Annotated in this window: 8 protein-coding genes; 5 read left to right on the forward strand and 3 right to left on the reverse strand. The window is 69.6% G+C overall.

Annotated elements, in window-relative coordinates; translation table 11 throughout:
- Positions 1–17 precede the first annotated feature (17 nt).
- The 3 genes from BW730_RS03800 to yjfF are packed head-to-tail and all read left to right on the forward strand — an operon-like array spanning position 18 to position 3,609.
- Entirely contained in the window at positions 18–1,556 is a 1,539-nt protein-coding gene (locus BW730_RS03800; protein WP_077685091.1) for a sugar ABC transporter ATP-binding protein, read from the forward strand.
- The gene (locus tag BW730_RS03805; protein ID WP_077685092.1) at positions 1,553–2,620 is read left to right on the forward strand and encodes an ABC transporter permease; all 1,068 of its coding nucleotides are present in this window, start codon (positions 1,553–1,555) and stop codon (positions 2,618–2,620) included. Before BW730_RS03800 ends, BW730_RS03805 begins: the two co-directional genes overlap by 4 nt.
- Positions 2,617–3,609, forward strand: a complete 993-nt coding sequence (gene yjfF, locus BW730_RS03810; RefSeq protein WP_077685093.1) for a galactofuranose ABC transporter, permease protein YjfF — start codon at positions 2,617–2,619, stop codon at positions 3,607–3,609. The genes BW730_RS03805 and yjfF overlap by 4 nt, the downstream gene beginning before the upstream one ends.
- An 18-nt stretch (positions 3,610–3,627) precedes the next feature.
- Here yjfF and BW730_RS03815 read toward each other — a convergent pair whose 3' ends face one another.
- Positions 3,628–6,969 carry a bifunctional proline dehydrogenase/L-glutamate gamma-semialdehyde dehydrogenase gene (locus BW730_RS03815; RefSeq protein ID WP_077685094.1) on the reverse strand — a complete coding sequence of 1,114 codons (3,342 nt, stop codon included), beginning with the start codon at positions 6,967–6,969 and terminating at the stop codon, positions 3,628–3,630.
- A 241-nt stretch (positions 6,970–7,210) separates the two neighbouring features.
- On the opposite strand from BW730_RS03815, the gene BW730_RS03820 reads away from it, so the two are divergent.
- On the forward strand, positions 7,211–9,415 hold the full coding sequence (locus BW730_RS03820; RefSeq protein WP_077685095.1) for a polyribonucleotide nucleotidyltransferase: 2,205 nt from the start codon (positions 7,211–7,213) through the stop codon (positions 9,413–9,415).
- A 72-nt stretch (positions 9,416–9,487) separates the two neighbouring features.
- Here BW730_RS03820 and BW730_RS03825 read toward each other — a convergent pair whose 3' ends face one another.
- Positions 9,488–10,150 carry a response regulator gene (locus BW730_RS03825; RefSeq protein ID WP_077685096.1) on the reverse strand — a complete coding sequence of 221 codons (663 nt, stop codon included), beginning with the start codon at positions 10,148–10,150 and terminating at the stop codon, positions 9,488–9,490.
- Entirely contained in the window at positions 10,147–11,301 is a 1,155-nt protein-coding gene (locus BW730_RS03830; protein WP_145952711.1) for a sensor histidine kinase, read from the reverse strand. The genes BW730_RS03825 and BW730_RS03830 overlap by 4 nt, the downstream gene beginning before the upstream one ends.
- 133 nt (positions 11,302–11,434) lie before the next feature.
- On the opposite strand from BW730_RS03830, the gene BW730_RS03835 reads away from it, so the two are divergent.
- The gene (locus tag BW730_RS03835) at positions 11,435–11,989 is read left to right on the forward strand and encodes a D-alanyl-D-alanine carboxypeptidase family protein (protein WP_077685098.1); all 555 of its coding nucleotides are present in this window, start codon (positions 11,435–11,437) and stop codon (positions 11,987–11,989) included.
- Positions 11,990–12,163 lie beyond the last annotated feature (174 nt).

A 12,163-nucleotide genomic window follows, 5' to 3' on the forward strand; every position in this document is an offset into this window, starting at 1 on the left:
AGGAAGTGGGGTAGCCCATGGTGGCGGAGGATCTCGCCCGGGTGGTGAGCGATGAGCCGGTGATCTCGATGACCGGCATCTCCATCGAGTTCCCGGGAGTCAAGGCGCTCGAGGAGGTCGACTTTCGACTCTATCCGGGCGAGGTCCACGCCCTCATGGGCGAGAACGGGGCGGGCAAGTCGACGCTGATCAAGGCGTTGACCGGCATCTACGGCATCGACGCGGGGACCATCGTCGTCGAGGGGAGGGCGGTCAGCTTCTCAAGCCCGCTGCAGGCGCAGGCCGCGGGCATCAGCACGGTGTACCAGGAGGTCAACCTGTGCGAGAACCTGAGCGTCGCGGAGAACGTGATGCTCGGGCAGGAGGTGCGGCGCGGCCCGTCTATCGACTGGCGCGCCACCCGCCGCGAGGCGCAGCGCCACCTGAGCGACATGGGCCTCGACATCGACGCCAACTCCTCGCTCGGCTCGCACTCCCTCGCGGTGCAGCAGTTGGTCGCGATCTGCAGGGCAGCGTCATTCGACTGTCGGATCCTGGTGCTCGATGAGCCGACCTCGTCGCTCGACTCGGGCGAGGTCGAACAGTTGTTCCGCGTGATGCGCAGCCTGCGCGACCAAGGCGTCGCGATCCTGTTCGTGTCGCACTTCATCGACCAGGTCTTCGAGATCTCCGACCGGGTCACCGTGCTGCGCAACGGCAGGTTGATCGCGGAGCATCGAACAGCCGACCTCGACCAGGAGCACCTCATCTCGGAGATGATCGGTCGTTCGCTGGCGGCGCTCGGCGACCTGCGCGTCGATGCCCGCGACGACGACGCCGAGCCATACGTGCGGGCCATCGGCCTCGGCAGGGCGGGCTCGGTCGAGCCGTTCGACCTGGACGTCTACTCCGGGGAGGTGGTCGGCCTCGCTGGGCTGCTCGGCTCCGGTCGCACCGAACTGGCTCGCCTGCTCGCCGGGATCGACACCACCACCGCGGGAACCACCGCGGTCGAGGGAAAGGCGGCGAGGCTCGGCAACCCCCGCGCGGCCCTCGACAGGAAGATCGCCTACTCCTCGGAGGACCGCAAGGGCGAGGGCGTCATCGGCGACCTGACGGTGCGCGAGAACATCATCCTCGGCCTGCAGGCCTCGCGCGGCTGGCTCAGGAAACTGCCGAAGGGCACCGTCGACGCGGTCGTCGCGAAGTACATCGAGGCGCTCAACATCATGCCCCCCAACCCGAACGCCCGGATCAGCAACCTCTCCGGCGGCAACCAGCAGAAGGTGTTGCTGGCCCGCTGGCTCGCGATGCAGCCTAAGCTGCTGCTGCTGGACGAGCCGACGCGAGGCATCGACGTCGGCGCGAAGGCAGAGATCCAGAAGACCATCGCCGAGCTTGCGCGAGACGGCATGGCGGTCGTCTTCATCTCGGCGGAGCTCGAAGAGGTGCTCCGCCTCAGCAACCGCATCGCCGTCATGCGTGACCGGCGCAAGACAGGCGAACTCGACAACGACGGCAACCTGGAAGTGAGCGACATCGTGTCCTTCATCGCACAAGGGGGGAAGGCCTCATGAGCGAACGCTACGGCCACGACAGGCGCGTCGGGCTCGGGAAGAGGATCACCTCCAGCAACCTGTTCTGGCCCCTCGTGGCGCTGCTTGCGCTGTTCGTCGCCAACACGATCGCCAGCCCCAACTTCCTCAAGATCACCTGGCTCGACGGCCACCTGTTCGGCTCGCTGATCAACCTGATGCGCAGTTCCGCGCCGCTGATGCTTGTCGCGCTCGGCATGACGCTGGTGATCGCGACCCGCGGCATCGACCTGTCGGTCGGGGCGGTGCTTGCGATCTCCGGAGCCGTCGCGCTCTCCTACATCGCCGGCGCACCCGACCCCGCGTCCCCCGCGACGGTCGCCGTCGCGGTGCTGATCGCGCTTGCGCTCTCGGCGGTCCTCGGCCTGCTCAACGGCCTCCTCGTGGCGGTGCTCGGCATCCAACCCATCATCGCGACCCTGATCCTGATGACGGCGGGCCGCGGCATCGCCATGCTGATCACCGGTGGTCTGATCACCACCGTCAACAGCGCCCCCTACAAGTGGCTCGGCTCCGGCTGGCTGCTCGGGCTGCCTGTAGCGGGCTGGATCGCGGTGGTCGTGTTCGTCGTCCTGCTGCTGCTGACCCGCAGGGGCGCGCTCGGCATGCTCATCGAGGCGGTCGGCATCAACCCCGACGCGGCCCGCATCGCTGGCGTGTGGTCGAGGCTCATCATCTGGATGGTCTACGTCCTGTCCGGCCTGTTCGCGGGCATGGCGGGCATCCTCAGCTCGGCGGACGTGATGGCCGCCGACGCCAACAACGCGGGCATGATGATCGAGATGGACGCCATCCTGGCGGTCGTCATCGGCGGCACCGCACTCTCGGGAGGCAAGTTCTCCCTGAGCGGCACGTTCGTCGGCGTCCTGGTGATCTCCACCCTGACGCTCACCGTCACGATGCTCGGCATCTCACCGCTCGTCACCCCGCTGTTCAAGGCCATCATCGTGCTGATCGTGATGCTGCTGCAGTCGCCGCGGGCCCGAACCACATTCGAGGCGTGGAGCAGACGCACCGCCTTCAGGAAGAAGGAGGCGGTGGCATGACCACCGATCAGTTGGTCGAAGCGCCGACGCGGCGTCGGCGCGGCCTGGACGTGAGATATCTCCCGGTGCTCGGCACCCTGACCGTCGTGATCCTGATGGTCGTGATCGGCGGAGCGCTGTACCCGAACTTCCTGACCCCCCGCACGATGGGCAACCTGTTCATCAACAACGCGCACCTGATCGTGCTCGCCGTCGGCATGACGTTCGTGATCATCACGGGCGGCATCGACCTGTCGGTGGGGGCGGTGCTCGCACTGTCGAGCATCATCGTCGCCACGCTGCTGCAGGCGGGCTGGAACATGTGGCTCGTGCTGCCCATCGCGATCGCGGCGGGCACGCTGTTCGGCCTGATGCACGGCGCGATCATCTACTACTTCCGGGTCCAACCGTTCATCGTCACGCTGGCGGGCATGTTCCTGGCCCGCGGGCTGTGCTTCCTGATCGCCCCGCTGTCGATCCCCATCGCCAACAAGGGGTTCGACCGGTTCGTCGGGTGGCGCATCAAGTTCGGTGACTTCCGGATCACCACAGCCGTCGGCATCGCCCTCATCGTCGTGCTCGTCGCCTTCCTGGTGCTGCACTACACCCGCTTCGGCCGCACCGTGTATGCGATCGGCGGGAGCGAGCCGTCGGCGATCATGATGGGCCTCCCCGTGACGCGCACCAAGATCCTGGCCTACGTGATCAGCGGCACCTGCGCGGGCCTGGGCGGCGTGCTGTTCGCCATGAGCCTCAAGTCCGGGTATGCGCTGACCGGGGTCGGCATGGAACTCGACGCCATCGCGGCCGTCGTGATCGGAGGCACCCTGCTGACCGGCGGCGCAGGCTTCGTGCTCGGCTCGCTGCTCGGCGTGCTTGTCCTCGGCCTGATCCAGACCATCATCACGTTCCAGGGAACGCTCAGTTCCTGGTGGACCAAGATCGTGATCGGCGCGCTGCTGCTGATCTTCGTGGTCCTGCAGCGACTGTTGTCGAGGCGGAGGGCGTAGCCCGATCGCCGGGCGCGGCTAGATGCTGAGGTGTGGCGTCAATGGGCTTGGATGCCCGAACCGGTGGTTCGTGACGCACACCGCCTGCTCGCGCAGGTAGGGGAGCATCGCGATCCGACCGGCGGGCAGGCTCGGCCCGTCATAGACCGTCACGGAGATGTCGCCGCCGAGGGCCGAACGGAGGTCGCGGTCGCCGAGGAACCGGATCCGCCCTGAGGCGGTGCGGTCGAACTCCTCGTCGGTGGCCACGTCCGACGGCACGCGCAGCGATTCCAGCACCTCGACGAGACGCTCCGACGGTTCGTCGCGGAACGAGAAGGAGACCTTGCCGCGCGCCGCGACCGAGGCGGAGAGTTCGCGCAGCACGGACGCCAGGTCGGCGCCCTCGACGCGCACCGTCACGGGGACGCTGCGGTAGCGGAGCACGTTGAGTTCCGAGGCGAGCGCCGACGGGTCGTGGCTCGCCCAGAATGTGGTGCGCGCGGCGGCCTCGTCTCCGGCCACCACGGCGGCGAACCCGTCGCCGCCCAGGTCGCCGACGCTGCGCACCAGGCGCGCGAGCGCCGGGTCGGTGGCCTCGGGGCTCACTGCCCTGGTCGGCGCCGGCTCCCACCGGCCGAATGCCGCAAGGTAGTTCGGGCCGCCCGCCTTGGTGGTGGGGCCGACGACCGAGCGCTTCCATCCGCCGAACGGCTGCCTCCGCACGATGGCGCCGGTGATGGTGCGGTTGACGTAGAGGTTGCCCGCCTGGACCGAGTCGATCCAGGTCTGCACGTCGCCCGCCTCCAGGGAGTGGATGCCGGCGGTCAGGCCGTACGCGGTGCCGTTCTGCCAGGCGATCGCCTCATCGAGCGAACCGGCCTCCATGAGGCCGAGCACCGGGCCGAAGTACTCGACCTGGTGGAACTCGCTTCCGGGGCGCACCCCGGTGCGGATGCCAGGACGCCAGAGCCGCTCGGAGATCTGGCGCGGCTTCAGCAGCCACGATTCGCCGGGGCCGAGTTCGGTGAGTCCGCGCAGCAGTTTGTCGCCGGGGAGTTCCGTCAGGGGCCCGAGCTCGGCGGACGGGTCGCTTGGCCAGGCAAGCGTCAGCGATGCGGCGGCGTCGATCAGTTGGTCGCGGAACCGGCGCGACTTCGCCACCGAGCCGACCAGGATGCCGAGCGAGGCGGCCGAGCACTTCTGCCCAGCGTGCCCGAACGCGCTGGCCACGAGGTCGGCGGCGGCCAGGTCGAGGTCCGCGGACGGCATCACGACGACGGCGTTCTTGCCGGAGGTCTCGGCGAGCAGCGGCAGGTCGGGTCGCCAGGAGCGGAACATCTCCGCCGTCTCGGCCGCGCCGGTCAGCACGACCTGCTCGATGCGCGCGTCCGTCACCAACGAGCGGCCCAGCGGCCCGTCGTCGACGACGACCAGTTGGGCGACGTCGCGCGGGATGCCAGCGCGCCAGCAGGCCTCCGCCAGCAGCGCTGCGATCCTCCTGGCTGGCGAGGCGGGCTTGAGGATAACGGCGGACCCGGCGGCCAGCGCGGCGGCGACACCGCCCAGCGGGATCGCGATCGGGAAGTTCCACGGCGAGGCGACCAGCGTCAGGCGCGGCGGCACGTGCGTCGCCCCGTCGACCTCATCCAGGGCGAGGCCCGCGTAGTAGTGCGCGAAGTCGCACGCCTCTGACACCTCGACGTCGCCCTGGTCGATCAGCTTTCCGACCTCGTCGGCCGCCGCGGTGATCAACTCTGCGCGGGCCGCCTCCAGTTCGTCGCCGAGACGGTGCAGGTGACGCGCCCGTTCGGCGGGCGAGAGCGCCGCCCAGGCGTCCCCGGCTGTGACGCCACGGGCGATCGCGGCGTCGACGCCCGCCTCGTCATCGAGGGTCGCCGCCGCCAGCGTCGCCGCTCCGAGCGTCGGGGCGGGCAGCGCGGCGCGGATCGACTCGGCCCACCGCTGGTTGGTCGTCAGCGCGGGGTCGGTGTCCTGCGTGTTGGAGAAGGCCGCGCCGATGGGGGAGCGGTGCTGCTCCGCCCAGCCGGTCGGGCGTTGGGGTTCGTGCGCGGCCGCCGCGCGGAACCGCCGCTCCTCGCGGTCGAGGAACGCGGCATCGGTGCCGAGGTTCGCGGCGCCCGACATGAAGTTCTCGGGGGCGGCGTTCTCCTCGAGGCGGCGCACCAGGTAGGAGATCGCCGCGTCGTACTCGTCGCGCGGCACCACCGGCACGTACAGGCGGAGGCTGCCCGCCTCGCGCATGATGACGCGCTGCAGCGGCACCGCCATGCCCGAGAGCATCTCGATGTCGACGGCGTCGGTCACCCCGCGCGCCTTCGCCAACTCCCAGGCCGTGGCGAGCGAAAACACGTTGTGGCTCGCGACCCCGACGTTGACGCGTGCCGCGCGCTCGGGGACGAGGCAGCGGTCGAGCGCGTCAAGGAACGAGGCGTCGGTGGCCTCCTTGGAGTCGAGCACGGGCAGTTCCCACCCGTGCAGTTCCGCCTGAACCCGCTCCATGGCGAGGTTCGCGCCCTTGACGAGGCGGACCTTGACGGGGGCGCCTCCCTTGGCCACCCGCGCCGCAGCGAACTCGTCGATCCGGTCCAGCACCAGGGGCGACTCGCGCAGATAGGTTTGCACCGCGACGCCGGCCCGCAGGCCGAGGAGGTCGGGCTCCGACAGGAGTCGCTCGAACACGTCGAGGGTCAGGTGCAGGTCGCGGTACTCCTCCATGTCGAGGTTGACGAACTTGCCGGTGCGCGCCGCGAGCGCAAGCAGGGGCCGAAGCCGCTCGACGGCGTTGTCGACGGCGGCCGCCTCGCCCCAGGGGGCGTGGGCGCCGAGCACGGCGGAGACCTTGATGGAGACGTAGTCGATGTCGTCGCGACCCAGCAGCGCCATGGTCGCGTCGAGGCGCCGGGCGGCGTGCTTCTCGCCGAGTACCGCCTCGCCGAGCAGGTTGACGTTGAGGTCGGCGCCGCCAGCGGTGAGCCGCTTCAGTGCAGGGCCGAGCGAGCGGCCGACGTCGACGACGAGGTCGCCCACCATCGCGGTGAAGACGCGCCGCACCACGGGAAGCAGCGGAAGCGGTGCGCGGCCGACGACCTGGCGCAGGCCGATGCGCAGCGGGGCGGGCAGGAAGTCGACGCGCTGCGAGGCGAGCCTGCTGAGCGCGGCGGCCGCCACCCGAGGATCCTCCGGTCGCAGCACCTGGTCGACGAAGTCGAGGGTGAAGCGCAGCCCGCCCTCGTGGCTGAGCACGTCGGCCAACAGTTTCGCGGTGCGGGGCTCAGGGAAGGCGCGGCATTCGTCGGCCCAGCGCCTTGCGGTGGCGGCGGCATCGTTGACTGTCTCGCTCAATGGACTGATCGGCATGGGGGCCATGGTATCTGCGAGCATGCGGCCGATCTTGGGGGGAACCGGTAGGATGGTGGCCGCACAATCACATATCGTTCGTAAGTTTTAGTCCAGCCGCCCATAATCCGGTGTCCGTCTGGTCCTCGGTAGTGGTCTTCGGGTGCTCATGCCCCCGCGGATCTCGATCGAAGACCGGCAGATGCGGCGGGGAACAAGTCCCTGCGCGGGTTGGGCGCACCCAACCGAAAGGAGCCTGTCCGTGGAAGGACCAGGCATCGAATTCGCTGAGGCCGTCATTGACAACGGCGCACACGGCAAGCACGTCGTCCGCTTCGAGGCCGGCGCGCTCGCGCAGCAGGCCGACGGCTCGGCCGCGGTCTATCTCGACGGCGACACCATGTTGCTGTCGGCGACGACCGCTCAGAAGACCCCCCGCGACGCCATCGACTTCTTCCCGCTGACGGTCGACGTCGAGGAGCGCATGTACGCCGCGGGACGCATCCCCGGCTCGTTCTTCCGTCGCGAAGGCCGCCCGGGCGAGGGCGCGATCCTCGCCTGCCGCCTCATCGACCGCCCGCTTCGCCCCGCGTTCGTCAAGGGCCTCCGCAACGAGGTTCAGGTCGTCGTGACCGTCCTCGCGCTGAACCCCGACGTCCTGTACGACGTCGTCGCGATCAACGCCGCGTCCATGTCGACGCAGATCGCTGGCCTGCCGTTCTCCGGCCCGATCGGCGGCGTCCGCGTCGCGCTGATCGACGACCAGTGGGTCGGCTTCCCGACCGTCGAGCAGTCGGCGACTGCCGCGTTCCAGATGGTCGTCGCGGGCCGCGTGCTCGCCGACGGTGACGTCGCGATCATGATGGTCGAGGCCGGCGGCACCGAGTCCACCTGGGACCTCGTCCGCGCTGGCAAGACCGCCCCGACCGAAGAGGTCGTCGGCAAGGGCCTCGAGGCCGCCAAGCCGTTCATCAAGGCGCTGTGCGACGCTCAGTCTGAGCTCGCCGCGAAGCTGCCCAAGGAGACCTACGACTTCCCGGTCTTCCGCGACTACCAGGATGACGTCTTCGATGCCGTCTCTGAGCTCGCCGCCGACAAGGTCGCTGAGGCCATGAAGATCGCTGGCAAGCAGGACCGCGACGACGCCACCCACGCCATCCGTCAGGACGTCACCGAGCAGCTCACCGAGCGCTTCGGCGACCGCCTGGGCGAGGTCTCCGCCGCTCTGAAGGCGCTGACCAAGAAGATCGTGCGGCACCGCACCCTCACCGAGGGCGTCCGCATCGACGGCCGTGGCCCCGTCGACATCCGCGAGCTGTCGGCCGAGGTCGCGATCATCCCCCGCGTGCACGGCTCGGCGCTGTTCCAGCGCGGCGAGACCCAGATCATGGGCGTCTCCACGCTGAACATGCTCGACATGGAGCAGAAGATCGACACGCTCTCGCCTGAGAAGACGAAGCGTTACATGCACAACTACAACTTCCCGCCGTTCTCCACCGGCGAGACCGGCCGCGTCGGTTCGCCGAAGCGTCGCGAGATCGGGCACGGCGCACTCGCCGAGCGCGCCCTCGTCCCGGTGCTGCCGAACCGCAGCGAGTTCCCCTACGCGATCCGTCAGGTGTCCGAGGCCCTCGGCTCCAACGGCTCGACGTCGATGGGTTCGGTGTGCGCCTCCACCCTGTCGCTGCTCAACGCCGGTGTGCCCCTCAAGGCCCCCGTCGCTGGCATCGCCATGGGCCTGATGTCTGAGGACGTCGACGGCGAGACCAAGTACATCGCGCTGACCGACATCCTTGGCGCCGAGGACGCGCTGGGCGACATGGACTTCAAGGTCGCGGGCACCCGTGACTTCGTCACCGCCCTGCAGCTCGACACCAAGCTCAACGGCATCCCCGCCATCGAGCTCCAGAAGGCGCTGCTGCAGGCCCGTGACGCCCGTCACACCCTGCTCGACGTGATGAACGAGGCCATCGACGCTCCCGACGAGATGAGCCCCTACGCGCCGCGGATCATCTCGCTGCGCGTCCCGGTCGACAAGATCGGCGAGGTGATCGGCCCGAAGGGCAAGATCATCAACCAGATCCAGGACGAGACTGGCGCGAACATCGCGATCGAGGACGACGGCACCGTGTACGTGGGTGCGGAGACCGGCGAGGCGGCCGAGGCCGCCGTCGCGCAGATCAACGCGATCGCCAACCCGCACATGCCCGAGCGCGGCGAGCGCTTCCTCGGCACGATCGTGAAGCTCACCAACTTCGGTGCGTTCGTGTCGCTGATGCCGGGCAAGGACGGCCTGCTGCACATCTCGAAGCTGCGCCCGCTCGCGGGTGGCCAGCGCGTCGAGAACGTGGAGGACGTCGTCTCGGTCGGCCAGAAGCTCCAGGTCGAGATCTCCGACATCGACGACCGCGGCAAGCTCTCGCTCGTCCCCGTCGTGGAGGAGACCGAGGAGACCGCCGGGGAGTGACGCGGACTTCCAGGTCCTGAAAGAGGGCGCCGAGAGCAATGCTCTCGGCGCCCTCTTCGCGTGCCCGGCCACTCAGGTGGAGATCAGCCGGGACTCGTAGGCGAAGATCACCAACTGGACCCGGTTGCTCATCTGGAGCTTGGTCAGCATCGAGCGCACGTGGCTCTTCACGGTCGCCTCCGAGCAGTACAGCCGCAGCCCCACGTCGACGTTGGACAGCCCGTCTGCGACGGCGCGCAGCACCTCGATCTCGCGGGCCGACAGCAGGCCGATCCGGTCGTCGCGGACCCTGCGCTGCGCCACGTATCCGCTCACCACCCGGGCGGTGACGGCGGGATCGAGGACCGAGTCGCCCGCAGCGACCCGACGGATCGCGACGAGCAGCGACTCCGGGTCGGCGTCCTTCAACAGGAACCCGGAGGCGCCTGCCGCCAGCGCACCGGCGAGGTAGTCCTCGTCGTCGAAGGTGGTCAGCACCAGGCACGCGGGGGAGCCGAGCGTCGGGTCGGCGAGGATGGCAGCGATGGCCTGGATGCCGTCGAGATTGGGCATCCGCACGTCCATCAACACCACGTCAGGGTGGGTGCGGCGCACCTGCGCGATCGCGGCCTGCCCGTCGCCCGCCTCGCCGACGACCTCGAGGTCGTCCGCGTCGTCGCAGATCATCCGCAGGCCGTAGCGGATCATGGCCTGGTCGTCGGCGATCACCACGCGAAGCGGTCGGGGTTCGGTCATGGGGCCCTCCTTTCGGGGAACTTGGCAGGGAACTCGGCGAGCACGCGCCAGCCCGGTCCGTGCGGGCCGCAGGACAGCCGCGCCCGCACCCCGTCGGCCCGTTCCTGCATGTGGCGAAGCCCGTTGCCCTCGCGTCGCTCTCCTGGCAGCCGAGGGCCGGGGTCGGTGATCGTCAACCGCAACGCACCGTCGGGTTGGGTCACCTCGACGCTCGCCTCGCGCGCCCCGGAGTGCAGCGCGACGTTGGTGAGGGCCTCCTGCGCGATCCGCAGCGCCGCCTGGCGCACGGCGGGCGTCGCCTCGGGGGATGGCTGCGGCACCTCGAGGCGGATCGCAAGGCCGCCGCTACGCAACCGCTGCGCGACCCGTTCGAGTGAGGTGCCGAGGTCCTCGGTGGCCTCCTGATCTGCCCGCAGCACCGAGACCATCGACCGCATCGCCGCCAGCGAGTCCTTGCCCTCCGACACGATCCACTCCAGCGCCTCGGGCGCCTTCTCCGGGCGGGATCGGCTGACGTGCAGCGCCGCCTGCGCCCGTACCACGATCGCGGTGACGTGGTGCGCGACGATGTCGTGCAGGTCCCGCGAGATCCGGTTCCGCTCCGCCGTGACGGCGCGCTCGGCCTCGGCGCCCTGCAGCGCGACGAGTTCTGCGTTGCGCTGCTCCAACTGGGCGCGGGTGACCTCCAGGCGGCACATGGTCTGCCCGAGCGCGACCGCGAAGCAGGTGACGGCGAGCAGTTGGGCCAATTCGGACGGGTCTGGCATGAAGCTCATCGCATACGTGAACAGCAGCAGGGTCGCGAGGATGGCGGCGCCCAGGGCCACGTACCAGCGCAGCGCCCCGGTGCGGACCACCGCGTAGGCCCCGAGCGCGACGGGCAGGTGATGGACGAGGGTCGGCTCGAAGTCAGGAATTAGGTACGCGTATGGCCCGAAGGCGAGCAGCGCTGCGACGCCGGGGGAGGCCCTCCGCAGCGCGAGCACGACCCCGAGCGCCACGACGGCCCACAGGTAGCCACGCAGCGTCCAGTCGCTCGGATACCACCACCTGGTCTCGGAGAGTGCCCACACGGCGAGGCACCCGAGCGCGCCGACGGCTCCGCCGACCACCGCATCGGTGATCGCCTGGGATCGGGTGGGGGCAGGCACGTCAAACACTCTAGGGGCCCACGGTCGTGGCGTCGTCCGCCCCAGGGCTGGGATCGCTCTGACCGCGGGGCTGATGTCGGTGAGGGCCCCCGCCGCGAGGCTGAGGGAGAACTAGCCACAGGAGGACAGAGCCATGTACAGCACGTCGAATCGGCCGCGTGTCTACCGGAGCAGGGGCAGGCGGCGCCTGCTGGCGGCGCGGTCGATCGCGCTCGGGGTCGTGGCCGCGACCCTTGCGGGGACGGGGTTGCTGATCGGGTCGCGCCTCGCGGGGTGGGGTCCCGCGCAGCAGGTCGCCCCGGCGAAGGCGACCCCGACGGCGCTCACTCCGGAGATCGTGGCCCGCTTCGACGCCGCAGCCGAGGCCGCCCGCGCCGACGGCATCGAGTTGGGCATCCGCTCCGGGTGGCGCTCCGCAGAGGAGCAGCGTCGTCTCTACGACGACGCGGTAGCCGAACACGGCGTCGAGGAGGCGCGGCGGATCGTGCTTCCGCCGGAGCACTCGGCGCACGTGGCAGGGTCGGCGGTCGACATCACGCCCTACGCCGGCGCGACGTGGCTGGAGGCCCGCGCCGAGGAGTACGGCCTGTGCCGCACCTACGCCAACGAGTGGTGGCACTTCGAGGTCACCGGAGCCGTCGGCGACCGCTGCCCCGACCTCAAGCCGGACGCGTCCGTGGACTGGTGAGCAGCAAGGTCAACGTTGTCCCGCGGGCGACGCAATGGGTGGAGGACTCTGCAGTGAATCCATGTTCTCAGCAGATAACAGTTCGATAAAGAACCGACAACGTTAGCTTGGACCTACCTAGGATCGAAGTGCCGCCGACATCGCGGCGACTGCTACTACCGATCCAAGGGGAAC

Origin of the sequence: Tessaracoccus aquimaris (genome assembly GCF_001997345.1) — a bacterium.
GTDB lineage: Bacteria > Actinomycetota > Actinomycetes > Propionibacteriales > Propionibacteriaceae > Arachnia > Arachnia aquimaris.